This window comes from Pseudomonas fluorescens group sp. PF-1 (genome assembly GCF_054481335.1).
In genome coordinates this window covers 1,757,307-1,782,427 of record NZ_JBTMNG010000001.1, presented here as the reverse complement: position 1 = coordinate 1,782,427, position 25,121 = coordinate 1,757,307, and the positions used below count along the sequence as shown (strand labels likewise).

Here is a 25,121-nt window from a genome sequence, read left to right as displayed (position 1 = left end):
CTGACAAAGACACCGCCTTCGGGCGGTGTTTTTTTTGGGATCACAAAAATCCATGTGCGGGCCTGCTCGCGATGACGGTGTACCATTCATGGACGATGATGAATGACCCTCTGCTGTCCCGAGCAAGCTCGCTCCTGCACCGGAGATAGGGTCACCCCACAGAACGTCAGACACAAGGACTTGCAATGCTCGCCCTGCCATGGACATTTCTGGCCCTGCTCTCCCTCGGCTACGGCATGGCCCTGGCCTATGGTCACCTCGGCTGGTTCGCCGGAATCTCCGTAGCGTTGTTGCTGATGGCCGCTTTCGCCGCTCGCCAGCAAACAATTCAGTTCGGCCGCTGCCTCGGCCACGGCCTGTTCATCTTTCTGGCCCTGGCACTGGCGCTGCACTGGCTGCCCGGTTTCTACAATGGTCGCGTTATCGCCCCCCAGCGCTTCACCGACGACGCCTTGCCGTTTTCCATGTACCTGAATCTGGACAAACCCCTGATCGGTTTCTGGCTATTGTTGGTGTGCCCATGGATTGTCGGCCAGCGGTCGTTGCGAGTGTCCCTGTATGCCACCGCGCTGGCGTTGACCTTGAGTGCGGTGCTGGCACTGGGTGGCGCGCTGTTGCTGGGCGTCATCGCTTGGGCGCCGAAATGGCCGGACCAGGCCTGGATCTGGCTGCTCAACAACTTGCTACTGGTAACACTGGTCGAAGAAGCTCTCTTTCGCGGCTATATACAGGGTGGCCTGAACCGTTGCCTGAAAAACCTGGCTTATGGCGAAAACCTCGCCCTGCTGCTCACCTCACTGCTGTTCGGCCTGGCGCATGCCGGTGCGGGCTGGCAATGGGTACTGCTGGCGAGCCTGGCCGGCGTCGGTTATGGTCTGGCCTACCGTTTTGGCGGACTGTCTGCCGCCATCGCCACCCACTTCGGTTTGAACCTGCTGCACTTCGGACTGTTCACCTATCCAATGCTCACCGGCTGACGCATGGGTCATTTTGCGACGCACCACCGATAATCGAAAATTCGTCTCAACAAATAGCCATGGGTGCCGATACAGCACTTGAAAGCCTTGCGGATAAAAAAAGCCATGCGTAACAACCAACCAATTACACAACGCGAACGGACCTTTCCGGCTCAGCAACGGTTGATTTCCACCACTGATGCCAAAGGCCTGATCACCTACTGCAACGACGACTTCGTCGACATCAGCGGGTTTTCTCAGGAAGAACTGATCCGTGCCCCGCACAACCTGGTGCGTCACCCCGACGTCCCGGCCGCGGTGTTCTCGCACATGTGGGCAACACTGAAACAAGGCTTGCCATGGATGGGTATCGTCAAGAATCGCTGCAAGAGCGGTGATCACTACTGGGTCAACGCCTATGTGACGCCGATCTTCGAAGGCAATCAGGTGATCGGTTACGAGTCGGTGCGGGTCAAGCCCACCGCGGAGCAGATCCGCCGTGCCGAAGCGCTTTACCAGCGCATCAATCAGGGCAAGTCGGCCATTCCTTCCTCCGATAAATGGTTGCCGATTCTGCAGGACTGGTTGCCGTTCATTCTGGTCAGCCAACTGAGTTTCATGATTGGCGCCACGCTGAACTCCCACTGGGGGTTTGCCCTGGCCGCCGGTCTCTCGGTGCCCCTGGGCCTGATGGGCCTGGGCTGGCAACAACGCGGGATCAAGCGCTTGTTGCGACTGGCCGAGCAGACCACGTCCGACCCGCTGATCGCGCAGATGTATACCGACAGCAGCGGTGCCCAGGCACGTCTGGAGATGTCGATCCTCAGCCAGGAAGCCCGCCTGAAAACCTGCCTGACCCGCCTGCAGGACACCGCCGAGCACCTGACCGATCAGGCGAAACAATCGGACACCCTGGCCCACAACAGTTCCTCGGGCCTGGAGCGCCAGCGCGTCGAAACCGAGCAGGTGGCCACCGCCGTCAATGAGATGGCCGCCACCACCCAGGAAGTCGCCAGCCACGTGCAACGCACCGCCGACGCTACCCAGGAAGCCAATCGCCTGACCAGTCGCGGCCGTGACATCGCCGGGGAAACCCGCGAAGCCATTCAGCGCCTGTCGGTGGTGGTCGGGGAAACCGGCCAGACCGTGACCCAACTGGCCAAGGACAGCGACGAAATCGGCGGCGTGGTCGACGTGATCAAAGGCATCGCCGACCAGACCAACCTGCTGGCACTCAACGCTGCTATCGAAGCGGCCCGCGCCGGTGAGATGGGTCGCGGTTTTGCAGTGGTGGCCGATGAAGTACGCCAATTGGCGCAACGCACCAGCGAATCCACCGGGCAGATTCACGCCCTGATCGCCAAGCTCCAGCAAACGGCCAGCACAGCGGTGCAGACCATGGAAGCCGGGCATCGTCAGGCTGAAGAAGGCGTGGCGCGGGTACTGGAAGCGGATCAGGCCTTGGTCGGCATCAGCGAAGCGGTGGCCAACATCACCGACATGACCACCCAGATCGCTGCCGCGACCGAAGAGCAAAGCTCGGTCGCCGAGGAGATCAGCCGCAACATCAGCAACATTTCCATCCTCGCTGACCAAACCTCGGAACAGGCTCAGAACTCGGCGCTGCTGAGTGAAGAGCTGACCAAAACCGCGAATACCCAGTATTCGTTGGTGGAGCGGTTCAACCGCTGATTGCTGCCAGAAAAACAAAACCCGGATCGCGAAAGCTTCCGGGTTTTTTTGAGCCTGTAGACGGGATGCTGCCGGGTCGTCCCGCGACGGGACCATCACAACCTCAACAAACCCTCACCGAAGGAATGAAGCCACCTTCTGCGCTGCAGCCGCCAAGTGCTGCTCATGACTAAACCCCGAAGCCTTCAACGGCTTCAAGTCGTGATCCCCCGCAACCAGCCACATGACCTCGATGCCCGGCGATAACACATACCCCTCGACCGTCTCGCGATTGCCCAGCGCATCCCGCTCGCCTTGCACGATCAGCGTACGCGCCTTCAACCCCGCCAGATGTTCCACTCGCGGTTTCTCCGGCTTGCCCACCGCATAAAACGGATAGCCCAGGCACACCAACGCATCAGCGCCCATTTCATCCGCCAGCAAACTGGCCATCCGCCCGCCCATGGACTTGCCGCCGATGGCCAGGCGCCCAGCGACATGACGTCGCACCACGGCGTACACCTCGCGCCAGCACTCCAGCAGCTTCGGTGCCGGGTTGGGTGGGCGCTTGCCGCCGTCGACACGCCTCTGCGCCATGTATGGAAATTCAAAGCGCAGCACGTTGACGCCTTGCGCCGCGAGGCGTGTGGCCATGTCGTTCATCCAGTCGCTGTCCATCGGCGCTCCGGCACCATGGGCCAGGATCAAGGTCGCGTGCGCGGGCGCCACGCCGGCATCCCACCGCCATCCATGATCCCGCACGCACTGCGCCCATTGATCCCCGTCAATACCGGCCATGTGCTTCTTGTCCATGCTTGCCTCGCTTTTAGTCTGCCTATAACTCCGGCCGAAGAGTGCACTGCCTTGCGCAAGCGCGCTCACTTCAGCTGAACCGTGGATGGGGAACCATGAACACTTCTATCAGTACCGCCTACAACTACAAGGTGGTCCGCCAATTCGCCATTATGACGGTGGTGTGGGGCATCGTCGGCATGGGGCTCGGGGTTTTTCTCGCAGCCCAGTTGGTCTGGCCCGAACTCAACTTCAACTTGCCGTGGACCAGTTTCGGCCGTTTACGCCCGCTGCACACCAACGCGGTGATCTTCGCCTTCGGCGGCTGCGCCCTGTTCGCCAGTTCGTTCTACTCGGTGCAGCGCACCTGCCAGACCCAGCTGTTCGCGCCAAAAATCGCCGCGTTCTGCTTCTGGGGCTGGCAACTGGTGATCCTGCTGGCCGCCATCAGCCTGCCGCTGGGGTACACCAGCTCCAAGGAATACGCCGAGCTGGAATGGCCGATCGATATCCTGATCACCATTGTCTGGGTCGCCTATGCCGTGGTGTTCTTCGGCACGATCATGAAGCGCAAGACCAAGCACATCTACGTCGGTAACTGGTTCTTCGGTGCGTTCATCGTCACCGTGGCGATTCTGCACATCGTCAACAACCTTGAGCTGCCGGTGAGCTTGACCAAGTCCTACTCGGTGTATGGCGGTGCGACCGATGCCATGGTGCAGTGGTGGTACGGGCACAACGCCGTGGGCTTTTTCCTCACCGCCGGTTTCCTGGGGATGATGTATTACTTCGTGCCCAAACAGGCCGAGCGCCCGGTGTATTCCTATCGCTTGTCCATCGTGCACTTCTGGGCGCTGATCACCCTGTACATCTGGGCCGGTCCGCACCACCTGCACTACACCGCGCTGCCGGACTGGGCACAGTCGCTGGGCATGGTGATGTCGCTGATCCTGCTGGCGCCGAGCTGGGGCGGGATGATCAACGGGATGATGACGCTCTCGGGTGCCTGGCATAAGTTGCGCAGCGACCCGATCCTGCGCTTCCTGGTCGTGTCCCTGGCGTTCTACGGCATGTCGACCTTCGAGGGGCCGATGATGGCGATCAAGACCGTCAACGCGCTCTCCCACTACACCGACTGGACCATCGGCCACGTACACGCCGGCGCCCTCGGCTGGGTGGCGATGATCTCCATCGGCGCGCTGTACCACATGATCCCGAAAGTCTTCGGTCGCCCACAGATGCACAGCATCGGCCTGATCAATGCGCACTTCTGGCTCGCGACTATCGGCACCGTGTTGTACATCGCCTCCATGTGGGTCAACGGCATCGCCCAAGGCCTGATGTGGCGTGCAGTCAACGAAGACGGGACGCTGACCTACTCCTTCGTTGAAACCCTGGCGGCCAGCCACCCGGGCTTCATCGTGCGGCTGGTAGGTGGTGCGATCTTCCTCAGCGGCATGTTGCTGATGGCTTACAACACCTGGCGCACCGTGCGGGCCTCGCAGCCTGCCGACGCCGCCGCTGCCGCGCAGATGGCCTGAGGAGTCCGCCATGAAACACGAAACCATCGAAAAAAACGTCGGCCTGCTGCTGTTGCTGATGATCTTTGCCGTGAGCATCGGCGGTCTGACCCAGATCGTCCCGCTGTTCTTCCAGGACGTGACCAATAAACCGGTGGAAGGCATGAAGCCCTACACCGCGCTGCAACTCGAAGGCCGCGACCTCTACATCCGCGAAGGCTGCGTCGGCTGCCACTCGCAGATGATCCGTCCGTTCCGCGCCGAGACCGAACGCTACGGGCACTATTCGGTGGCCGGTGAAAGTGTCTGGGACCACCCGTTCCTGTGGGGCTCGAAACGCACCGGACCTGACCTGGCCCGGGTCGGCGCGCGCTACTCCGATGACTGGCACCGCGCGCATTTGTACAACCCGCGCAACGTTGTGCCGGAATCGAAAATGCCGGCCTACCCGTGGTTGGTGGCCAACGCGCTCGACAGCAGCCACACCGAGACCAAGCTGCGCGCCATGCGCACCCTCGGCGTGCCGTACACCGACGAAGACATCGCCGGTGCGACCGAGTCGCTCAAGGGCAAATCGGAAATGGATGCCCTGGTTGCCTACCTGCAAGTGCTCGGCACTGCGATCAAGAGCAAGAGGTGAGCCGTGGTCTTTGAAATAAGCAGTGGAATGATTCGCGGCCTGGGCACGGTCGTGGTGTTCGTGGCCTTTGTCGGCCTGGCGCTCTGGGTGTTCAACGGCAAGCGCAATCCGGACTTCGCCGAAGCGCGCCTGTTGCCATTCGCCGACGAGCCGCAACCCGACAGTGTCACCCCCCAAGAATCCGCAACAAGGAGTACCCGGACATGACCACCTTCTGGAGTACGTGGATCTGCGTACTGACCATCGGCAGCCTGATCGGCCTGACCTGGCTGCTGATCGGCACCCGCAAGGGCGAAACCAAGGGCAGCGTCGACCAGACCATGGGCCATAGCTTCGACGGCATCGAGGAGTACGACAATCCGTTGCCGCAGTGGTGGTTCATGCTGTTCGCCGGCACCCTGGTGTTTGCCGTTGGCTACTTGATCCTCTATCCGGGCCTGGGCAACTGGAAAGGCATCCTGCCCGGCTACGACAACGGCTGGACCGGCGCGCACGAATGGGAAAAGGAAATGGCCAGGGCTGATGCGAAGTTCGGGCCGATCTTCGCCAAATTCGCTGCCATGCCGCTGGAAGAAGTGGCCAAGGACCCGCAAGCGTTGAAAATGGGCGGGCGCCTGTTTGCCTCCAACTGCTCGGTCTGCCACGGCTCGGACGCCAAGGGTGCATTCGGCTTCCCCAACCTGACGGACCTTGATTGGCGCTGGGGCGGCAACGCTGACACCATCAAGACCACCATCATGGGTGGGCGCATGGCGGCGATGCCGGCCTGGGGTGAAATCCTCGGTGAAGCCGGCGTGAAAAACGTCGCGGCCTATGTGCGCCATGGATTGGCCGGCCTGCCGCTGGCCGCCGACAGCGGTGCGGATCTGCAAGCCGGACAGCAACTGTTCAGCACCACCTGCGTCGCCTGCCACGGGGCAAACGGCCAGGGCACTGAAGCCATGGGCGCGCCGAATCTGACGCACCCGACCGGTTTTATCTACGGTACAAGCCTGGCGCAGCTGCAACAAACCATCCGCCATGGTCGCCAGGGCCATATGCCAGCGCAAAGCGAACTGCTCGGCAACGATAAGGTTCAATTGCTGGCGGCGTATGTGTACAGCCTGTCGCACGCTGCCGGTACCGAGCGCTTGCAGGCTGAAGGCAAAACCGAGTAATCGATGACCGCTCTACTGCCGCATTCTCCGGAATGCGGCAGTTTCCCGCCCCTTTGCGACCCATTGTCGCACCCTCATTCAGTCTTCCTTTCGGTTCGCCAGATTCGGGTCTAAGCTTGCTCCGATGCGGACTGGCAAGTACCGGTTCCAGGTCGACCCTAACCGATGTGTTCGACGATTCAGCTCGATGACAGGCCGCAAAGGCTGGTAGATACCGGCTGTCGCGCGAATTGCCATCGGTCACCTGATCGTTGCGATTGAACACACCTCGTTACATGTGACCTGACCCCCTTGCCTATTTAGTCCGGCGGGACAAATTGCCGGCGTGCAAATTTGTCCTTACGCGGCGCATGGAAAGGCCGCAGAATCAGCATTTGAAAGCATTGACCCAGGTCATGGCGCGTTGCAATGACCCCCCGCTTTCTACATACTTGCGGCCGATTTTTAATCCTAATAAAACACCCAAACCGTGGAACCTTAGAATGAGCACAGCAATCAGTCCGACTGCTTATAACTATAAGGTAGTCCGCCAGTTCGCCATCATGACGGTGGTCTGGGGGATCCTTGGCATGGGGCTCGGTGTCTTCATCGCCTCACAGCTCGTATGGCCGGAATTGAATTTCGGTCTGCCGTGGACGACTTTTGGACGCCTGCGCCCGTTGCACACCAACCTGGTGATTTTCGCCTTCGGTGGATGTGCACTGTTTGCCACTTCTTATTATGTCGTGCAGCGAACCTGCCAAACGCGACTGATTTCCGACAGCCTCGCGGCCTTCACCTTCTGGGGATGGCAAGCGGTGATCGTCGGCGCCATCGTTACCTTGCCGCTGGGTTACACCACCACCAAGGAATACGCTGAGCTGGAATGGCCCCTGGCCATTCTGCTGGCCATCGTCTGGGTCACCTACGCTCTGGTGTTCTTCGGCACCATCGTCAAGCGCAAGACCAAGCACATTTATGTGGGTAACTGGTTCTACGGTGCCTTCATCCTCGTGACCGCGATGCTGCACATCGTCAACCACGCCTCCCTGCCAGTCAGTTTCTTCAAGTCCTATTCCGCCTACGCAGGTGCGACGGACGCGATGATCCAGTGGTGGTACGGCCACAACGCCGTGGGCTTCTTCCTCACCACCGGCTTCCTGGGGATGATGTACTACTTCGTGCCGAAACAGGCCGAGCGTCCGATCTACTCCTATCGCCTGTCCATCGTGCACTTCTGGGCACTGATCACCCTGTACATCTGGGCCGGTCCGCACCACCTGCACTACACCGCGCTGCCGGACTGGGCCCAATCCCTGGGCATGGCGATGTCGATCATCCTGCTGGCTCCGAGCTGGGGCGGCATGATCAACGGCATGATGACCCTGTCGGGCGCCTGGCATAAGCTGCGCACCGACCCGATCCTGCGCTTCCTGGTCGTGTCCCTGGCGTTCTACGGCATGTCGACCTTCGAAGGCCCGATGATGGCCATCAAGACCGTGAACTCGCTGTCGCACTACACCGACTGGACCATCGGCCACGTACACGCCGGCGCCCTGGGCTGGGTAGCGATGATCTCGATCGGCGCGATCTACCACATGATTCCGAAACTGTTCGGCCGCACGCAGATGCACAGCACCGGCCTGATCAACACGCACTTCTGGCTCGCGACCATCGGTACCGTTCTGTACATCGCTTCGATGTGGGTCAACGGCATCACCCAGGGTCTGATGTGGCGTGCGATCAACGATGACGGCACCCTCACCTACTCGTTCGTCGAAGCACTGCAAGCCAGTCACCCTGGTTACATCGTCCGCGCACTGGGCGGTGCATTCTTTGCGACCGGCATGCTGTTCATGGCCTACAACGTATTCCGTACCGTACGCGCCTCGAACCCGGTTGAAGCCAAAGCCGCCGAACAGATTGCTGTAGTTGGAGCTCACTGATGAAGCATGAAGCAGTCGAGAAGAATATTGGCCTGCTGGCCTTCTTCATGGTTATCGCCGTCAGTATCGGCGGCCTGACCCAGATCGTTCCGCTGTTTTTCCAGGACGTCACCAACAAGCCGGTCGAAGGCATGAAGCCGCGCACCGCCCTTGAACTGGAAGGCCGCGACATTTACATCGCCAACGGTTGTGTCGGCTGCCACTCGCAGATGATCCGCCCGTTCCGCGCTGAAACCGAGCGTTACGGCCACTACTCGGTCGCCGGTGAAAGCGTCTGGGACCACCCGTTCCTGTGGGGTTCCAAGCGTACCGGTCCGGACCTGGCCCGTGTCGGCGGTCGTTACTCCGATGACTGGCAACGTGCGCACTTGTACAACCCGCGCAACGTCGTGCCCGAGTCGAAAATGCCGGCCTACCCGTTCCTCGTGGAAAACAAGCTCGACGGCAAAGACACCGCCAGGAAAATGGAAGTCTTGCGCACGCTCGGCGTCCCTTACACCGACGAAGACATCGCCGGTGCCAAGGATGCTGTGAAGGGCAAAACCGAAATGGACGCGCTGGTGGCCTATCTGCAAGGCCTGGGCACCATCATCAAAAGCAAACGGTGATCTAGATGGATATCGGGATGATTCGTGGCCTGGGCACCGTCGTCGTGATGGTGGCCTTCATCGGTCTGGCGTTGTGGGTATTCAGCCCAAAGCGCAAGTCGGAGTTTGAAGACGCGACCTTGCTGCCTTTCGCGGATGATCCCGAAGCCATCAAGCACGTCGAGCAAGCTTCTAGGAGTAACAAAGAATGACTACATTCTGGAGTCTGTATGTCACAGTCCTCAGTCTCGGTACGATCTTTTCCCTGACCTGGCTGCTGCTGTCGACCCGCAAGGGCCAGCGCACCGAGGTGACGGAAGAGACGGTTGGCCACTCCTTCGACGGGATCGAGGAGTACGACAACCCACTGCCGAAATGGTGGTTCATGCTGTTCGTGGGCACCATCGTTTTCGCCCTGGGCTACCTGGTACTGTATCCGGGCCTGGGCAACTGGAAAGGCCTGTTGCCAGGTTACAACTACCTGGATAACGAGAAGCAGACCGCGTTCGCCAACGGCCAGAGCGGCTGGACCGGCGTTCACGAGTGGGAAAAGGAAATGGCCAAGTCGGACGCCAGGTTCGGTCCGATTTTCGCCAAGTTCGCTTCCATGCCAATCGAAGAAGTCGCCAAGGACCCACAAGCCCTGAAGATGGGGGGACGCCTGTTCGCCTCCAACTGCTCGGTTTGCCACGGTTCCGACGCCAAGGGCGCCTATGGTTTCCCTAATCTGACCGACGCCGATTGGCGCTGGGGCGGCGAGCCGGAAACCATCAAGACCACGATCATGGGCGGCCGTCACGCGGTCATGCCGGCGTGGGCTGAAGTGATCGGTGAACAAGGCGTTGCCGACGTTGCCGCATTCGTGGTGACCAACCTCGATGGCCGCAAGCTGCCGGAAGGCACCAAGGCTGACCCGGTTGCCGGCCAGAAACTGTTCGCGGCCAACTGCGTGGCCTGCCACGGTCCGGAAGGCAAAGGCACCCCGGCAATGGGCGCACCGAACCTGACCCACCCCGCCGCGTTCATCTACGGTTCGAGCTTCGCTCAACTGCAGCAGACCATCCGTTACGGCCGTCAGGGCCAGATGCCTGCGCAAGAGCAACTGCAGGGTAACGACAAGGTTCACCTGCTGGCCGCTTACGTCTACAGCCTGTCTCACGGCGAGAAGGCTGCGGCGGCAGACGCTCAGTAAGGCAAACGCTCGACGCAACGCAAAAGACCCCGTCATTCGACGGGGTCTTTTTTTTGTAATCGCAAGACATGATCCCGATCACACAGCCCCTTTGCCGTAACGCTGGGCTAACGTTGTCACCGATACCTCAAGACCGGGCAGCTATACTTCACCTGTCAATTGACCTGCATCATGTTTTGTTACATTCGCTACACCATCTATGAATTTCACCCAACGCGACCAAAGGTCGCACCCTTGGGCCAGAGCGACAGGCGTATCATTGCGCCACTGCAACACCTCTTTTTGACCGCGGCCAGCATGTACTGACCGAGGCATTTTTCCACTGCCGTGGGATGCAATGATGAGCAACCAGATTCCGGTACACGACGTCACACCGCCCAGCAAAAACGCGAACAACAGCGTCGATCTCTACGCCTCTCGAGAAAAAATCTACACCCGCGCCTTCACCGGCCTGTTCCGCAACCTGCGGATGATGGGCGGCGCCTTTTTATTCCTGTTGTATTTCGGCACGGTCTGGTTGAGCTGGGCGGGCCATCAGGCCGTCTGGTGGAATCTGCCGGAGCGAAAATTCTTTATTTTCGGCGCGACCTTCTGGCCGCAGGACTTCATCCTGCTCTCGGGCATTTTGATCATCAGCGCCTTCGGCCTGTTCTTCATTACGGTGTACGCCGGGCGGATCTGGTGCGGCTATACCTGTCCGCAGAGCGTCTGGACCTGGATTTTCATGTGGTGCGAAAAGGTCACCGAAGGCGACCGCAACCAGCGCATCAAGCTCGACAAAGCGCCCATGAGCGCCAACAAGTTTCTGCGTAAACTCAGCAAGCACACCCTGTGGCTGCTGATTGGCTTTGTGACCGGCATGACCTTCGTCGGCTATTTCTCGCCGATTCGTGAGTTGGTTATCGACTTTTTCACCGGCGAAGCCGATGGATGGTCGTATTTCTGGGTCGGATTCTTCACCCTCGCCACCTATGGCAACGCCGGCTGGCTGCGCGAACAGGTGTGCATCTACATGTGCCCGTACGCACGTTTCCAGAGCGTGATGTTCGACAAGGACACGCTGATCGTGTCCTACGACCCGCGTCGTGGCGAAAGCCGTGGCCCGCGTAAAAAAGGCGCCGACTACAAAGCTCAGGGCCTGGGCGACTGCATCGACTGCACCATGTGCGTTCAGGTCTGTCCCACCGGCATCGACATTCGCGACGGCCTGCAGATTGAGTGTATCGGTTGCGCCGCCTGCATCGATGCCTGTGACAGCATCATGGACAAAATGGAGTACCCGCGCGGGCTGATCAGCTACACCACCGAGCACAACCTGTCCGGGCAGAAAACCCATAAACTGCGCCCGCGCCTGATCGGCTATGCCGTGGTGCTGCTGGCGATGATCAGTTTGCTGGTCACTGCGTTTTTCATGCGTTCGCTGGTAGGTTTCGACGTCAGCAAGGACCGCGTGCTGTACCGTGAAAACGCCGAAGGGCGGATCGAAAACGTCTACAGCCTGAAAATCATGAACAAGGATCAGCGCGACCACACCTACGTGCTGGAAGCCGCCGGTCTGCCGGACCTCAAACTGCAAGGCCAGCGCGAAATCAAAGTGGCGGCCGGCGAGATCGTGAGCCAGCCGGCCGAACTGTCCGTGGCACCGGAACACCTGCCGTCGAGCACCAACGAGGTGAAATTCATCCTCAAGGATGCCGATGACAACAGCATCCACGTTGAAGCCAAGAGCCGATTCATCGGCCCACAAAATCGTTGAGAGAAGTGAACATGCCCGCAGCAAACGCCGCAAGCCCTTGGTACAAGCACCTTTGGCCGTGGATCATCATCGGGATTCTGACTTGCTCGGTGACCCTGACCCTGTCCATGGTGACCATTGCGGTGAATCACCCGGACAACCTGGTCAACGACAACTACTACGAGGCCGGCAAAGGCATCAACCGTTCCCTGGACCGTGAACTGCTCGCCCAGACCCTGCTGATGCGCGCTGCGGTCCACCTGGATGACGTGACCGGCGAAGTCGATCTGCGCTTGAACGGCAATAGCCAGCCGAAGACCGTGGAGCTGAACCTGATCTCGCCGACCCAACCGGAAAAGGACCGCAAGATTGTCCTGACCCGCAGTGAAACCGAACAGGGCCGTTACATCGGTCAATTGAGCGACAAGGTCGAAGGCCGGCGCTTTGTCGAACTGCTCGGCACCCAGGATGACCACACATGGCGTCTGTTCGAAGAAGAAGTGGTCAGCCATGACAAGGACCTGCTGCTCGGTGACGAGCCGCTGCAAGGCGCGGAAGACCTGAAAAAATAAACCCACGCTTCGCGCATTGCGAGCAAGCTCGCTCCCACAGTCAATCACTGTTGTATGCAGATTTTGATATCACCAATGGTCCCTGTGGGAGCGAGCTTGCTCGCGATGCGGCCCTTCCTGAAGACAAAGATTCAGCGGCGCTAGTGAAAACCTGATGACCACCCCACTCCCCTGCTACCACTGCGCCCTGCCCGTCCCGGCCGGCAGCCGTTTCACCGCGGCGGTTCTTGGGCAAACCCGCGAGTTCTGCTGCCCGGGTTGCCAGGCGGTGGCCGAGGCGATTGTCGCCGGCGGGCTGGAAAACTATTACCAGCATCGCAGCGAAGCGTCGGCCAACCCTGAAGCGCTGCCGGTGCAATTGGTGGACGAACTGGCGCTGTACGACCGTGCGGATGTGCAACAGCCCTTTGTCCGCCACGAAGGCGAACTCGCCGAAACCACGCTGTTGATGGAAGGCATCAGTTGCGCCGCCTGTGGCTGGCTGATCGAGAAACATCTGCGTGCCCTGCCTGCCGTGGCCGAAGCGCGCCTGAACCTGTCCAACCATCGCCTGCATGTGCGTTGGGCCGATGCCCAATTGCCGCTGAGTCAGGTGCTCGGCGAGTTGCGCCACATCGGTTACGCCGCCCACCCCTACCAGGCCGACCGCGCCAGCGAACAACTGGCCAGCGAAAACCGCCGGGCCCTGCGTCAATTGGGCGTTGCCGGATTGCTGTGGTTCCAGGCGATGATGGCGACCATGGCCACCTGGCCGGAATTCAACATCGACCTCAGCCCCGAACTACACACGATCCTGCGCTGGGTCGCGCTGTTCCTCACCACCCCGATCGTGTTCTACAGCTGCGCACCTTTCTTCAAAGGCGCGATGCGCGACCTGCGCACCCGGCACCTGACGATGGACGTTTCTGTGTCGCTGGCCATTGGAAGTGCCTACATCGCCGGAATCTGGACCTCGATCACCGGCGTGGGTGAACTGTATTTCGACGCCGTCGGCATGTTCGCGCTGTTCCTGCTGGCGGGGCGTTATCTGGAACGCCGCGCCCGGGAACGCACGGCCGCCGCCACCGCACAACTGGTCAATCTGCTGCCGGCCTCGTGCCTGCGCCTGAGTGCCGACGGTCAGAGTGAACGCATCCTGCTCAGCGAACTGCGCGTCGGCGACCAGGTGCTGGTGCACCCCGGCGCGATTCTCCCAGCCGACGGCAAGATCCTTGAGGGCCAGTCGAGCATCGATGAATCGCTGCTCACCGGCGAATACCTGCCACAGGCCAGGACCACGGGCGATGCGGTCACTGCGGGCACCCTGAACGTCGAAGGCGCGTTGACCGTGGAAGTCCAGGCCCTGGGTCAGGACACTCGTCTGTCCGCCATCGTCCGCCTGCTCGATCGCGCCCAGGCTGAAAAGCCGCGACTGGCGGAAATCGCCGACCGCGCGGCGCAATGGTTCCTCCTGCTGTCACTGATCGCCGCCGCCGCCATCGGCCTGCTGTGGTGGGAACTGGATGCTTCGCGGGCCTTCTGGATTGTCCTGGCGATGCTGGTTGCGACCTGCCCGTGCGCCCTGTCCCTGGCCACGCCGACGGCCCTCACCGCCGCCACCGGCACGTTGCACAAGCTGGGGCTGTTGTTGACACGCGGCCATGTGCTCGAAGGCCTGAACCAGATCGATACGGTGATTTTCGACAAGACCGGCACCCTCACCGAAGGACGCCTGGCGTTACGCTCGATCCGCCCTCTCGGCGCCCTGGACAGCGATCAATGCCTGAGCCTCGCCGCCGCGCTGGAAAACCGCTCCGAACACCCGATTGCCCGCGCCTTTGGTCGTGCGCCACTGGCCGCCGAAGACGTGCACAGCACCCCCGGCCTCGGCCTCGAAGGACGGGTCGGCGAGCAACGTTTGCGTATTGGCCAACCCGGTTTTGTCTGCGAACTCAGTGGCAGCGCCCTGCCATCGATGCCGGATGAAGCCGGGCAATGGTTGTTGCTCGGCGATACCGGGGGCCCGCTGGCGTGGCTGGTCCTCGACGACCGCCTGCGTGCCGATGCCCGCGCCCTGCTGGATGCCTGCAAGGCGCGTGGCTGGCACACCTTGTTGCTGTCCGGCGACAGCTCGCCGATGGTCGCCAGTGTCGCCGCCGAGCTAGGCATCGACGAAGCCCGGGGCGGATTGCGCCCGGACGACAAGCTGCAAGTCCTGCAACAGCTGCACAAGGAAGGTCGCAAGGTTTTAATGCTCGGTGACGGGGTCAACGACGTGCCGGTGCTGGCGGCTGCCGACATCAGCGTGGCCATGGGTTCGGCCACCGATCTGGCGAAAACCAGTGCGGACGCGGTGCTGCTGTCCAATCGTCTCGATGCCCTGGTGCAAGCCTTCAGCCTGGCGCGACGCACCCGTCGGGTCATCATCGAGAACCTGCTGTGGGCCGGGCTGTACAATGGCCTCATGTTGCCGTTCGCCGCCCTCGGCTGGATCACTCCGGTATGGGCCGCGGTCGGTATGTCCATCAGTTCGCTGACCGTGGTGCTGAACGCGCTGCGCCTGACTCGCCTGCCGAGCGCGCCCGCCACCAGTAGCACGCCACAAACCCGCCAGCTACCGGCCTGAGCCGCGCGGGCATGGAGTCCAGATGCCAGCTCTTTACGTGATGATCCCGGCTGCACTGCTGATCGTGGCCATCGCTGTCTACATCTTCTTCTGGGCGGTCGACAGCGGGCAGTACGACGACCTCGACGGCCCGGCCCACAGCATCCTGTTCGACGACCAGGACCCGAACCACACCGCCGCAGTCGACGAGGCCAGCGGCCATCCGGCCAAACCCGACGACAAGGCGCCGCCCCATGCTTGAATTGGCGCCACTGTTGGTCTCGGCGTTGATACTCGGCCTGCTCGGGGGCGGTCATTGCCTGGGCATGTGCGGTGGCCTGATGGGCGCGCTGACCCTGGCGATCCCCAAGGAACAACGCAGCCGGCGCTTTCGCCTGCTGCTGGCCTACAACCTCGGGCGCATTCTCAGCTATGCCACGGCCGGCCTGTTGATCGGCCTGGCGGGCTGGGCGGTGGCCAACAGTCCGGCGGCGATGTTCATGCGGGTGCTCGCCGGTTTGCTGCTGATCGCGATGGGCTTGTACCTCGCTGGCTGGTGGAGCGGCCTGACCCGCATCGAAAGCCTCGGACGCGGCCTGTGGCGGCATATCCAGCCGGTTGCCAACACGCTGCTACCGGTGTCGAGCGTGCCCCGTGCGCTGCTCTTGGGTGCGCTCTGGGGCTGGTTGCCGTGCGGCCTGGTCTACAGCACGTTGCTGTGGTCGGCCAGTCAGGGCAATGCGCTGGACAGTGCGTTGCTGATGCTGGCTTTTGGATTGGGCACCTGGCCGGTGCTGCTCGCCACGGGGCTGGCGGCCGAACGGGTGACGGCGCTTTTGCGCAAGCGCAGCGTGCGCATGGCCGGTGGGCTGCTGGTGATGCTGTTCGGCATCTGGACCTTGCCGGGGCCGCATCAGCATTGGCTCATGGGGCACTAGATCGGCGACGCGCCCTTCGCGAGCAGCCTCGCTCCCACAGGGGAATGCATTCCAAAAGTGGGAGCGAGCCTGCTCGCGATGAGGCCCGCACTGACAGCACGAATTCCGACCCTTGACGCAAATCAAGATGTCCAATCGACGCAACCCCTAGACTGGCCGACACTGCCAGCCTATCCGGGGGAACGCCCGCATGATGCTCGACGCCATTCGTTGGGATACCGATTTGATCCGCCGTTATGACCTGGCGGGACCGCGCTATACCTCCTACCCAACCGCCGTGCAATTCAACAGCCAGGTCGGCACGTTCGACCTGTTTCACGCCCTGCGCGACAGCCGCAAGTCCCAGCGCCCGTTGTCGCTGTATGTGCATGTGCCGTTCTGCGCCAACATCTGTTACTACTGCGCCTGCAACAAAGTCATCACCAAGGATCGCGGCCGCGCCCAGCCCTACCTGCAGCGCCTGGAACAGGAAATCCAGTTGATCGCCTGCCACCTCGACCCCGCGCAAAAAGTCGAGCAACTGCACTTTGGTGGCGGTACGCCAACCTTTCTCAGTCACGACGAACTGCGTCAGCTGATGGCTCACCTGCGCAACCATTTCAATCTGCTGGACGACGATTCCGGCGACTACGGTATCGAGATCGACCCCCGCGAGGCCGACTGGTCGACCATGGGGTTGCTCCGGGAGCTGGGGTTCAACCGGGTCAGTATCGGCCTGCAAGACCTCGACCCCGCGGTGCAGCGTGCCGTCAATCGGCTGCAAAGTCTTGAAGAAACCCGCGCCGTGATCGACGCCGCCCGCACCTTGCAATTTCGCTCGATCAACATCGACCTGATCTACGGCTTGCCAAGACAGACCCCGGACAACTTCGCCCGCACCGTCGAAGAAGTCATCAACCTGCAACCCGATCGTCTTTCGGTGTTCAACTACGCTCACCTGCCGGAACGTTTCATGCCGCAACGGCGGATCAACAGCAACGAGCTGCCGACGCCCGCGCAGAAACTGGAAATGTTGCAGCGCACCATCGAGCAACTGACGGCTGCCGGCTATCGCTACATCGGCATGGACCACTTCGCCCTGCCGGACGACGAACTGGCGATTGCCCAGGAAGAATCGACTCTGCAACGCAACTTCCAGGGCTACACCACCCACGGACATTGCGATTTGATCGGGCTGGGCGTGTCGGCGATCAGCCAGATCGGCGACTTGTACTGCCAGAACAGCAGTGACCTGAATCAGTACCAGAGCGCTTTGGACTCTTCGCAGCTGGCCACCAGCCGCGGTCTGTTGTGCAACGCCGATGACCGGCTGCGGCGCGCAGTCATTCAGCAACTGATCTGCAATTTCAGCCTGGAGTTCGCCCAGATCGAACAAGCCTTCAACATCGACTTTCAGGGCTATTTCGGCGAGCTGTGGCCACAGCTGCACAATATGGCCAAGGATGGCCTGATCGAACTCGACAATGAACGAATCACCGTGCTGCCGGCCGGCCGCCTGCTGGTACGCTCGGTGTGCATGGTTTTTGATGCGTACCTGGAACATCACAATCGCCAACGGTTTTCCCGCGTGATCTAAGCCTGACCGGCAAATCCGCCATACACTGGCCTCCATGTCCTTCGGTGGGTTACCCTTACGTCTTACGCGTGTTTTCCCACAAGGATTGAAGAAATGTCTGAGCCAGTAAAGTTGCGTGCTCATAATCAGGCCCATTGCAAGGATTGCAGCCTGGCCCCTCTGTGTTTGCCACTTTCGCTCAACCTGGAAGACATGGATGCCCTGGATGAAATCGTCAAACGTGGACGCCCGCTGAAAAAAGGCGAGTTTCTGTTCCGCCAGGGTGACACCTTCGACTCCGTTTATGCCGTACGCTCCGGTGCGTTGAAAACGTTCAACCTGAGCGATGTCGGCGAAGAACAGCTCACCGGTTTTCACTTGCCGAGTGAACTGGTTGGCTTGTCGGGCATGGACACCGAGAAACATCCGGTGTCGGCACAAGCGCTGGAAACCACGTCGGTCTGTGAAATTCCCTTCGAACGTCTCGACGAACTGGCCCTGCAACTGCCACAGCTGCGCCGTCAGCTGATGCGAGTGATGAGCCGCGAGATTCGCGACGATCAACAGATGATGCTGCTGCTGTCGAAAAAGACCGCTGACGAGCGAATCGCCACATTCCTGGTCAACCTGTCGGCACGTTTTCGCGCCCGTGGATTCTCGGCCAATCAGTTCCGCCTGAGCATGTCCCGCAACGAAATCGGTAACTACCTGGGCCTGGCGGTGGAAACCGTTTCGCGGGTGTTCACGCGCTTCCAGCAGAACGAACTGATCGCCGCCGAAGGCAAGGAAATCCAGATTCTCGATCCGATCCAGCTCTGTGCACTCGCGGGCGGCTCGATCGAAGGCTGATCTCGATCCGTGGTTGAGCGAACCGTTTCAGCCGCGGGTATACTGCGCCGTTTGCAGCCCTGCCAGGACACCTTGACGATGGCCTTCGACTCCTTCGACATCAAATCCCTCATTCGCCCCGTGATCGACTTCCCCAAGCCGGGGGTGATTTTTCGTGACATCACCCCGCTGTTCCAATCGCCCACGGCCCTGCGCCTGGTGATGGACAGCTTTGCCCATCGCTACGTCGAGGCTGATTTCACCCACATCGGCGCCATGGATGCCCGTGGTTTCCTGATTGGTTCGGTGCTGGCCTATCAGTTGAACAAACCGCTGGTGCTGTTCCGCAAGCAAGGCAAGCTGCCCGCCGATGTGTTGGCCGAAGGCTATGCGACCGAATACGGTGAAGCCTTTCTGGAAGTGCACGCTGACAGCCTCTGCGAAGGCGATTCAGTGGTGATGTTCGATGACCTGATCGCCACCGGCGGCACCCTGATTGCAGCGGCTAACCTGATCCGCCGCATGGGCGCGCGGGTGCATGAAGCGGCGGCGATTATTGATTTGCCGGAGCTGGACGGGTCGCAGCGCCTGCAAGACATGGGAATTGCGACGTTCTGCCTGACGCAGTTTGCGCTGACCGACAGGTAAGCGGCGCCTGCACTGACGCCATCGCTGGCAAGCCAGCTCCCACAGGGTTCTTCGTCATGCACAGGATGTGTGTACGCGCAGATCTCTGTGGGAGCTGGCTTGCCAGCGATGGCGTCAGTCGTTACACCGCAAGCCTCACAACCCCATCTGCTTACTGATGATCTCGTTCATCACTTCCCGCGTACCGCCGCCGATCGAAAGAATCCGGTTATCCCGGTACAACCGCTCCACAAGGCTTTCGCGCATGTAACCCATGCCACCCAGAATCTGCACCGCGTCCGAGGTGATGCGATCTGCCGTGTCCGTCGCAAAATTCTTGGCCATGGAAATTTCCTTGATGACGCTCTGCCCCGCGGCCATTTTCGCTGCCTGGCGGTAGGTGAATTCGCGCGACACCTCCAGTGCCGTGGCCATTTCGGCGAGGCGGTGTTTGATCACTTGGAACTTGCCGATGGGCTTGCCAAAGGCCTCACGCTCCCGCGCCCATTTCAGGCTTTCCTCCAGCGCCAGCTGAGCGGTCATGTTGGCCATCAAGGCCAGGGCCAGGCGCTCGCTCTGGAAGTTGCCCATGATGCAGGCGAAGCCCATGTTCTCGCTGCCGATCAAATGGCCTACAGGCACCCGGCAATCGTCGAAGAACAGTTCAGCGGTGTCCGACGCCCACCAACCCATTTTCTTCAACTGACGTCCCACGGTGAAACCGGGTGTACCCTTCTCTATCAATAACAGGCTGATGCCGGCGAAACCCGGCTCACCGGTTCGCACGGCGACGGTATAGAAATCCGCGCGCACGCCGCTGGTGATAAAGGTTTTGCTGCCACTGACCCGGTAAAAGTCACCGTCACGCACGGCGCGGGTCTGCAGGTTGGCAACGTCGGAACCGCCGCCGGGTTCGGTGATGGCCAAAGCGCTGATTTTCTCGCCGGACAACACCTGCGGCACAACCCGATCACGCACCTCAGGCCTGGCCCACTTGAGAATCGGCGGCAGGCCGATGTCCAGCGAGCCAAGCCCCGCCACCAGGCCGCCCGAGCCACAGCGCATCAACTCTTCGCTGGCGGCGACCTTGGCGAACAGATCGCCTTGGTGGCTGCCACCCAGGCTCTCGGGGTAACCAATGCCGAGAATGCCCGCCGCACCGGCCTTGAGGTAAAGCTCGCGGGGGAAGCTTTCGGCTTCTTCCCACTGGTCGATGTCCGGAAGAATCTCGCGCTCGACGAAACGTCTGACGCTGTCGCGGACCAATTGGTGGCTGGGGTCGAAGTATTCCTGGAAGGCAGGCATCGGCGAACTCCACTGAAGGGTTCAGCGACGTTAACCGAGCGCTTGCTTGGTTTTCAACAGGATTGTGTGAATCAAGGGGACCGAGGCGACGTCATCGCGATCAGGCTCGCGATGACCTCAACCCGAACGACACACATCACACGCTGATCGGCTTACGCCCGGCAAACGAATGCGCCAGCGTTCCGCCATCCACCAGTTCCAACTCGCCACCCAGTGGAACGCCGTGGGCGATGCGCGAGGCGATCAGGCCTTTGCTGCTGAGCAATTGGGCGATGTAATGCGCAGTCGCTTCACCTTCCACGGTCGGGTTGGTGGCGAGAATGACTTCGGCAAACGTGCCCGCCTCCTCGATTCGCGCCATCAATTGCGGAATGCCGATGGCTTCCGGCCCCAGCCCGTCGAGTGGCGACAGGTGGCCCTTGAGCACGAAGTAGCGACCGCGAAACCCGGTCTGCTCTACGGCGTAGACATCCATCGGCCCTTCCACCACACAAAGCAGGGTGTCGTCGCGGCGAGTGTCCGCGCATTGCGGGCAAAGGTCATCTTCAGTCAAGGTGCGGCACAAACGGCAATGACCGACACCTTCCATGGCCTGACTCAAGGCCAACGCCAGGCGCGAGCCGCCGCTGCGATCACGTTCGAGCAACTGCAACGCCATGCGCTGGGCGGTTTTCTGACCTACACCAGGCAAAATTCGCAGGGCATCGATCAGTTGGCGAATCAAAGGGCTGAAGCTCATGGGGGAAAAATCCGACAAAACAACGAGACGCGGTTTATACCCGCGCCTCTGATTAGCGTCAAATTGCAGCGTCAGTCTTTTGCGACCCGCACCACCAGTTTGCCGAAGTTACGCCCTTCCAGCAGACCGATGAACGCCTCGGGCGCCTGCTCCAGACCCTCGACCACGTCTTCGCGGAACTTGACCTTGCCGTCGCGCACCCACGGCGCCATGGCACTGACGAATTCGGGCTGACGGTCGCCATAGTCGTCGAACACGATGAAGCCCTGAATTAGCACGCGCTTGGTCAGCAGCGTGCGCTGCAATTGCGGCAAGCGATCCGGACCGCTCGGCGCCTCGCTGGCGTTGTACGAAGCGATCAACCCACAGAGCGGAATCCGCGCCTTGGGATTGAGCAGTGGCACGACCGCGTCGAACACCTTGCCGCCGACGTTTTCATAATAGATATCGATGCCTTTGGGGCAGGCCCGGGCCAGCTCATCGGCGAAGTCTGGGCTCTTGTGGTCGATACAGGCGTCGAAGCCCAACACCTCAACCACGTAGCGGCACTTGTCCGCGCCACCGGCCACGCCCACCACGCGCAAGCCCTTGATCTTCGCCACCTGCCCGACCACCGAGCCGACTGCGCCCGATGCGGCCGCGACCACCAGCGTTTCGCCGGACTTCGGCTGGCCAATGTCCATCAAGCCCATGTAAGCGGTCATGCCCGGCATGCCAAGGACCCCCAGGGCCATCGACGGGCTTGGCAGACCCGACGGCACCGGCACAATACTGCAACCGTCGTTGATGCTATGGCTTTGCCAACCCGTGGCGCCGACCACCAGATCGCCTTCCTGGAACCTGGGATTGAGCGAACGCTCGACCCGGCTGACGGCGCCGCCCGTCATCACCCCACCGATTTCCACCGGCGCGGCGTACGACGGCGCGTCACTCATGCGCCCGCGCATGTAAGGGTCCAGCGACAGATAAAGGGTCTTGAGCAATACCTCACCCTCAGCCAGTTCGGGCAACGCGACCCGCTCCAGGCGGAAATTCTCGGGCGTCGGCGCACCCACCGGGCGGGAGGCCAGGACGATACGTTGGTTGAGGGTCATGGGGTCGGACATGTCAGCGTCTCCTTGATCGTTGAGTTCGGTGGTATAGGGAGAAGACCTTTGTGGCGGTGCTGCGTTCGATGATTCTTCCGTTTTGCCGAGTGGACGCCATCGCGAGCAGCCGGAAACAAAAATGCCAGGCGCGATGCCTGGCATTTCTTGTCGCTCATCTGACGCCCGAAGACGAATCAGAACGGCAGCTTCATGCCCGGTGGCAGTTGCATGCCTGCGGTCATGCCGGACATTTTGTCCTGGCTGTTGGCTTCGATCTTGCGCACGGCGTCGTTGACCGCTGCCGCGAACACCGCTTCGAGCATTTCCTTGTCATCTTCGCTCAGGCCTTCGACCAGGCTTGGGTCGATGGTCACGCGCTTGACGTCGTGACGACCGGTCATGACCACGGTGACCATATCGCCACCGGCCTTACCGGTGACTTCGGCATTGGCCAGCTCTTCCTGCATCTTGGCCATTTTTTCCTGCATCTGCTGCGCCTGCTTCATCAGGCCGGCCATGCCACCTTTCATCATGGGAATCACCTCAAAAGTACTTGGATAAAAACAGCGCCCGGCCCTGCTGGCCGAACGCCCTCAGTTATTAGCCCTGACTGACCAGAGCTTCGACAGGTTCAATAGTATCGTTACGGATCACCGCACCGAACTGCTGCATCATTTGCTGGATGAACGGATCGCCATGGATCGACTCCTCGGCCTCGCGCTGGCGGTCGGCACGACGGCGCGACGCAGCCTGGGCCGGGGTTTCCTGCTCGGGCTTGATCAGTTCCATGGTCAGGGTCAGCGTACGCCCGTGGTACTGATTCAACGCATCGTTGAGGCGGCGTTGCTGGGTGGCGTTGAACAAGGCGCTGTGGGCCGGGTCCAGGTGCAACAGCCAATTGTCGCCATCAACGGCGATCAGCGTGCAGTTGGCGGCGATGCTGCCGGTCATGCCGGAGATCGGCAGGTTCGGGAACAGTTCCAGCCATTGCAGGGCCAGTCCCGTGGCCGGCGCGGCGGCAGGCTCGGGCTCCGGTTCGGCGGCAGGCTCGGCGGCGTGCTCGCTGGCCAGTTCGTCGAGGTAGCTGTAGGCGGAGTCCATGTCCGGCTCGATGTAGTCCTCATCCAGCGGCGGCTCGTCGTCCAGGTCCATGCCCGGCGTGGCGGCATCGACCTCGGCCACCGAAGGTTCCGGAATAGGCGCGGCGGCCCACTCCGGCGCGTCCGGCACTACGCTGTCAGGCGTCGGCAACGGCATCGGAGGCAATTCGGGTTGTTCGCTGGCGGTTTCCAGTACCGGCTCGACCGCTGGCTGCTGAACGACTTCCGGTTCGATCGGATCATTCCACGGCAGGTCGACCACTTCTTCGACCACGACCGCCTCGACCAGCGGTTCTGGCTCAGGCGACGCTACCGGAGCCACGACAGGTGCGGGCGCCACGGGTGCAACTGCCGCAGCGACTACCGGCGCAACAACGGGCGCGGCAGCCACGGATTTGGCGGAATCAACTGTGGCCTGGCTGATCCCCACTGGCTTTAGCGGTTGCCTCGGGGCATCCGCGGTGTCGGCGGGCCGGAAGGCGAGCATTCGCAGCAACACCATTTCGAAGCCGCCGCGGGGGTCCGGCGCCAGTGGCAAGTCGCGACGGCCGATCAGGCCCATCTGGTAATAGAATTGCACGTCTTCGGCCGGCAGCGCCTGGGCCAGTGCCAGCACGCGGTCCCGATCGCCATGGCCGTTATCGACGCCTTCAGGCAAGGCCTGGGCGATGGCGACACGGTGCAGCACGTTGAGAATTTCCGAGAGCACGCCGTTCCAGTCCGGGCCTTGTTCGGCCAAATGCCGAACGGCTTCGAGCAACGCCTTGGCATCGCCTTCGATCAGCGCATGCAGGACGTCATAGACCTGCCCGTGATCGAGTGTCCCGAGCATTGCCCGGACATCGGCGGCCATGACCTTGCCCTCACCAAAGGCAATCGCCTGGTCGGTCAGGCTCATGGCGTCGCGCATCGAACCATCGGCGGCGCGCCCCAGCAACCACAGTGCATCGTCTTCGAACGGCACGTTTTCGACGCCCAGCACGTGGGTCAAATGCTCGACGACGCGCTCCGGGGTCATGTTCTTCAGGGAAAACTGCAGGCACCGGGAGAGAATCGTTGCAGGAAGTTTCTGCGGATCAGTGGTGGCCAGGATGAACTTGACGTAGGGTGGCGGCTCTTCGAGGGTTTTCAACAGCGCATTGAAGGAATGGCTGGAGAGCATGTGCACTTCGTCGATCAGGTAAACCTTGAAGCGTCCGCGGCTTGGGGCGTACTGCACGTTGTCGAGCAGTTCGCGGGTGTCCTCGACCTTGGTGCGGCTCGCGGCGTCGATCTCGATCAGGTCGACGAAACGGCCTTCATCGATTTCGCGACACACCGAGCACTCGCCGCAAGGCGTTGAAGTGATACCTGTTTCACAGTTCAGGCATTTGGCGATAATTCGCGCGATGGTGGTCTTGCCGACCCCGCGCGTACCGGTGAACAGGTAGGCGTGGTGCAGCCGCTGGCTGTCCAAGGCATTGATCAGAGCCTTGAGCACATGGGTCTGGCCGACCATTTCGCGGAACGAGCGCGGACGCCATTTACGTGCAAGAACCTGATAACTCATCGAAAACCGTCGCAACGAAGGAAGCTGAAGCGGCTAATGCTAGCGGAGCAAGGGCAAAATT

General features: G+C 61.1%; 24 protein-coding genes. 18 read left to right on the top strand and 6 right to left on the bottom strand.

The window, feature by feature from the left end; translation table 11 throughout:
* Positions 1–185: 185 nt before the first annotated feature.
* Together ACX3YD_RS08470 and ACX3YD_RS08465 are read left to right on the top strand one after the other, a co-directional pair.
* Positions 186–977, top strand: coding sequence for a CPBP family glutamic-type intramembrane protease (locus ACX3YD_RS08470; RefSeq protein ID WP_103402658.1), 792 nt, complete (start codon positions 186–188; stop codon positions 975–977).
* Between the two features lie 105 nt (positions 978–1,082).
* Complete coding sequence (locus ACX3YD_RS08465) at positions 1,083–2,648, top strand: methyl-accepting chemotaxis protein (protein WP_103402657.1); 1,566 nt, start codon at positions 1,083–1,085, stop codon at positions 2,646–2,648.
* 114 nt (positions 2,649–2,762) lie between these two features.
* Here ACX3YD_RS08465 and ACX3YD_RS08460 read toward each other — a convergent pair whose 3' ends face one another.
* Entirely contained in the window at positions 2,763–3,440 is a 678-nt protein-coding gene (locus ACX3YD_RS08460) for an alpha/beta family hydrolase (protein WP_458959652.1), read from the bottom strand.
* 95 nt (positions 3,441–3,535) lie between these two features.
* Here ACX3YD_RS08460 and ccoN (ACX3YD_RS08455) point away from each other — a divergent pair, with 95 nt between their 5' ends.
* The 16 genes from ccoN (ACX3YD_RS08455) to ACX3YD_RS08380 all read left to right on the top strand — a co-directional run bounded on the left by ccoN (ACX3YD_RS08455) (position 3,536) and on the right by ACX3YD_RS08380 (position 19,300).
* Entirely contained in the window at positions 3,536–4,960 is a 1,425-nt protein-coding gene (gene ccoN, locus ACX3YD_RS08455) for a cytochrome-c oxidase, cbb3-type subunit I (RefSeq protein WP_103402655.1), read from the top strand.
* Between the two features lie 10 nt (positions 4,961–4,970).
* Positions 4,971–5,579 carry a cytochrome-c oxidase, cbb3-type subunit II gene (gene ccoO, locus ACX3YD_RS08450; RefSeq protein WP_047531409.1) on the top strand — a complete coding sequence of 203 codons (609 nt, stop codon included), beginning with the start codon at positions 4,971–4,973 and terminating at the stop codon, positions 5,577–5,579.
* A gap of 3 nt (positions 5,580–5,582) precedes the next feature.
* On the top strand, positions 5,583–5,786 hold the full coding sequence (locus tag ACX3YD_RS08445; RefSeq protein WP_103402654.1) for a cbb3-type cytochrome oxidase subunit 3: 204 nt from the start codon (positions 5,583–5,585) through the stop codon (positions 5,784–5,786).
* Complete coding sequence (ccoP, locus tag ACX3YD_RS08440; RefSeq protein WP_103402653.1) at positions 5,783–6,736, top strand: cytochrome-c oxidase, cbb3-type subunit III; 954 nt, start codon at positions 5,783–5,785, stop codon at positions 6,734–6,736. Before ACX3YD_RS08445 ends, ccoP (ACX3YD_RS08440) begins: the two co-directional genes overlap by 4 nt.
* A gap of 482 nt (positions 6,737–7,218) precedes the next feature.
* Entirely contained in the window at positions 7,219–8,661 is a 1,443-nt protein-coding gene (ccoN, locus tag ACX3YD_RS08435; RefSeq protein WP_103402652.1) for a cytochrome-c oxidase, cbb3-type subunit I, read from the top strand.
* On the top strand, positions 8,661–9,269 hold the full coding sequence (gene ccoO, locus ACX3YD_RS08430) for a cytochrome-c oxidase, cbb3-type subunit II (protein WP_047531418.1): 609 nt from the start codon (positions 8,661–8,663) through the stop codon (positions 9,267–9,269). The genes ccoN (ACX3YD_RS08435) and ccoO (ACX3YD_RS08430) overlap by 1 nt, the downstream gene beginning before the upstream one ends.
* Before the next feature lie 5 nt (positions 9,270–9,274).
* The gene (locus tag ACX3YD_RS08425; protein ID WP_003175465.1) at positions 9,275–9,460 is read left to right on the top strand and encodes a CcoQ/FixQ family Cbb3-type cytochrome c oxidase assembly chaperone; all 186 of its coding nucleotides are present in this window, start codon (positions 9,275–9,277) and stop codon (positions 9,458–9,460) included.
* A complete protein-coding gene (gene ccoP, locus ACX3YD_RS08420; protein ID WP_103402651.1) occupies positions 9,457–10,440 on the top strand; it encodes a cytochrome-c oxidase, cbb3-type subunit III in 984 nt (327 codons plus the stop codon). Before ACX3YD_RS08425 ends, ccoP (ACX3YD_RS08420) begins: the two co-directional genes overlap by 4 nt.
* Positions 10,441–10,780: 340 nt before the next feature.
* Positions 10,781–12,196: a cytochrome c oxidase accessory protein CcoG gene (gene ccoG / locus ACX3YD_RS08415; protein ID WP_103402650.1), complete on the top strand. Its 1,416-nt coding sequence runs from the start codon at positions 10,781–10,783 to the stop codon at positions 12,194–12,196.
* Between the two features lie 11 nt (positions 12,197–12,207).
* On the top strand, positions 12,208–12,747 hold the full coding sequence (locus ACX3YD_RS08410; protein WP_103402649.1) for a FixH family protein: 540 nt from the start codon (positions 12,208–12,210) through the stop codon (positions 12,745–12,747).
* A 154-nt stretch (positions 12,748–12,901) separates the two neighbouring features.
* The gene (locus tag ACX3YD_RS08405; protein WP_458959651.1) at positions 12,902–15,352 is read left to right on the top strand and encodes a heavy metal translocating P-type ATPase; all 2,451 of its coding nucleotides are present in this window, start codon (positions 12,902–12,904) and stop codon (positions 15,350–15,352) included.
* Between the two features lie 22 nt (positions 15,353–15,374).
* Positions 15,375–15,593: a cbb3-type cytochrome oxidase assembly protein CcoS gene (ccoS, locus tag ACX3YD_RS08400; RefSeq protein ID WP_047531427.1), complete on the top strand. Its 219-nt coding sequence runs from the start codon at positions 15,375–15,377 to the stop codon at positions 15,591–15,593.
* A complete protein-coding gene (locus ACX3YD_RS08395; RefSeq protein WP_090463798.1) occupies positions 15,586–16,269 on the top strand; it encodes a sulfite exporter TauE/SafE family protein in 684 nt (227 codons plus the stop codon). Before ccoS ends, ACX3YD_RS08395 begins: the two co-directional genes overlap by 8 nt.
* A 193-nt stretch (positions 16,270–16,462) precedes the next feature.
* Positions 16,463–17,845: an oxygen-independent coproporphyrinogen III oxidase gene (hemN, locus tag ACX3YD_RS08390; RefSeq protein ID WP_458960394.1), complete on the top strand. Its 1,383-nt coding sequence runs from the start codon at positions 16,463–16,465 to the stop codon at positions 17,843–17,845.
* Between the two features lie 93 nt (positions 17,846–17,938).
* Positions 17,939–18,673 carry a fumarate/nitrate reduction transcriptional regulator Fnr gene (gene fnr / locus ACX3YD_RS08385; RefSeq protein WP_103402645.1) on the top strand — a complete coding sequence of 245 codons (735 nt, stop codon included), beginning with the start codon at positions 17,939–17,941 and terminating at the stop codon, positions 18,671–18,673.
* Positions 18,674–18,751: 78 nt separating this feature from the next.
* Complete coding sequence (locus ACX3YD_RS08380; RefSeq protein WP_458959650.1) at positions 18,752–19,300, top strand: adenine phosphoribosyltransferase; 549 nt, start codon at positions 18,752–18,754, stop codon at positions 19,298–19,300.
* A gap of 135 nt (positions 19,301–19,435) precedes the next feature.
* Here the strand turns inward: ACX3YD_RS08380 and ACX3YD_RS08375 are convergent, their stop codons facing one another.
* The 5 genes from ACX3YD_RS08375 to dnaX all read right to left on the bottom strand — a co-directional run bounded on the left by ACX3YD_RS08375 (position 19,436) and on the right by dnaX (position 25,060).
* Complete coding sequence (locus ACX3YD_RS08375; protein WP_458959649.1) at positions 19,436–20,584, bottom strand: acyl-CoA dehydrogenase family protein; 1,149 nt, start codon at positions 20,582–20,584, stop codon at positions 19,436–19,438.
* A gap of 136 nt (positions 20,585–20,720) precedes the next feature.
* Entirely contained in the window at positions 20,721–21,323 is a 603-nt protein-coding gene (gene recR, locus ACX3YD_RS08370) for a recombination mediator RecR (protein WP_458959648.1), read from the bottom strand.
* A 71-nt stretch (positions 21,324–21,394) separates the two neighbouring features.
* Positions 21,395–22,429 carry an NADP-dependent oxidoreductase gene (locus ACX3YD_RS08365; protein ID WP_458959647.1) on the bottom strand — a complete coding sequence of 345 codons (1,035 nt, stop codon included), beginning with the start codon at positions 22,427–22,429 and terminating at the stop codon, positions 21,395–21,397.
* Positions 22,430–22,605: 176 nt separating this feature from the next.
* Positions 22,606–22,944: a YbaB/EbfC family nucleoid-associated protein gene (locus ACX3YD_RS08360; protein ID WP_008028561.1), complete on the bottom strand. Its 339-nt coding sequence runs from the start codon at positions 22,942–22,944 to the stop codon at positions 22,606–22,608.
* A 67-nt stretch (positions 22,945–23,011) separates the two neighbouring features.
* Positions 23,012–25,060, bottom strand: a complete 2,049-nt coding sequence (gene dnaX / locus ACX3YD_RS08355) for a DNA polymerase III subunit gamma/tau (protein ID WP_458959646.1) — start codon at positions 25,058–25,060, stop codon at positions 23,012–23,014.
* Positions 25,061–25,121 lie beyond the last annotated feature (61 nt).

Coding starts and splice junctions, on each gene's coding strand:
- dnaX (WP_458959646.1), bottom strand. CDS start 25,060: ATGAGTTATCAGGTTCTTGCACGTAAATGGCGTCCGCGCTCGTTCCGC.
- hemN (WP_458960394.1), top strand. CDS start 16,463: ATGCTCGACGCCATTCGTTGGGATACCGATTTGATCCGCCGTTATGAC.
- ccoN (WP_103402655.1), top strand. CDS start 3,536: ATGAACACTTCTATCAGTACCGCCTACAACTACAAGGTGGTCCGCCAA.
- fnr (WP_103402645.1), top strand. CDS start 17,939: ATGTCTGAGCCAGTAAAGTTGCGTGCTCATAATCAGGCCCATTGCAAG.
- ccoS (WP_047531427.1), top strand. CDS start 15,375: ATGCCAGCTCTTTACGTGATGATCCCGGCTGCACTGCTGATCGTGGCC.
- ccoN (WP_103402652.1), top strand. CDS start 7,219: ATGAGCACAGCAATCAGTCCGACTGCTTATAACTATAAGGTAGTCCGC.
- ACX3YD_RS08375 (WP_458959649.1), bottom strand. CDS start 20,584: ATGCCTGCCTTCCAGGAATACTTCGACCCCAGCCACCAATTGGTCCGC.
- ACX3YD_RS08465 (WP_103402657.1), top strand. CDS start 1,083: ATGCGTAACAACCAACCAATTACACAACGCGAACGGACCTTTCCGGCT.
- ACX3YD_RS08410 (WP_103402649.1), top strand. CDS start 12,208: ATGCCCGCAGCAAACGCCGCAAGCCCTTGGTACAAGCACCTTTGGCCG.
- ccoO (WP_047531409.1), top strand. CDS start 4,971: ATGAAACACGAAACCATCGAAAAAAACGTCGGCCTGCTGCTGTTGCTG.
- ccoP (WP_103402651.1), top strand. CDS start 9,457: ATGACTACATTCTGGAGTCTGTATGTCACAGTCCTCAGTCTCGGTACG.
- ACX3YD_RS08425 (WP_003175465.1), top strand. CDS start 9,275: ATGGATATCGGGATGATTCGTGGCCTGGGCACCGTCGTCGTGATGGTG.
- ACX3YD_RS08460 (WP_458959652.1), bottom strand. CDS start 3,440: ATGGACAAGAAGCACATGGCCGGTATTGACGGGGATCAATGGGCGCAG.
- ACX3YD_RS08380 (WP_458959650.1), top strand. CDS start 18,752: ATGGCCTTCGACTCCTTCGACATCAAATCCCTCATTCGCCCCGTGATC.
- ACX3YD_RS08360 (WP_008028561.1), bottom strand. CDS start 22,944: ATGATGAAAGGTGGCATGGCCGGCCTGATGAAGCAGGCGCAGCAGATG.
- ACX3YD_RS08365 (WP_458959647.1), bottom strand. CDS start 22,429: ATGTCCGACCCCATGACCCTCAACCAACGTATCGTCCTGGCCTCCCGC.
- recR (WP_458959648.1), bottom strand. CDS start 21,323: ATGAGCTTCAGCCCTTTGATTCGCCAACTGATCGATGCCCTGCGAATT.
- ccoP (WP_103402653.1), top strand. CDS start 5,783: ATGACCACCTTCTGGAGTACGTGGATCTGCGTACTGACCATCGGCAGC.
- ccoO (WP_047531418.1), top strand. CDS start 8,661: ATGAAGCATGAAGCAGTCGAGAAGAATATTGGCCTGCTGGCCTTCTTC.
- ACX3YD_RS08405 (WP_458959651.1), top strand. CDS start 12,902: ATGACCACCCCACTCCCCTGCTACCACTGCGCCCTGCCCGTCCCGGCC.
- ACX3YD_RS08395 (WP_090463798.1), top strand. CDS start 15,586: ATGCTTGAATTGGCGCCACTGTTGGTCTCGGCGTTGATACTCGGCCTG.
- ccoG (WP_103402650.1), top strand. CDS start 10,781: ATGAGCAACCAGATTCCGGTACACGACGTCACACCGCCCAGCAAAAAC.
- ACX3YD_RS08470 (WP_103402658.1), top strand. CDS start 186: ATGCTCGCCCTGCCATGGACATTTCTGGCCCTGCTCTCCCTCGGCTAC.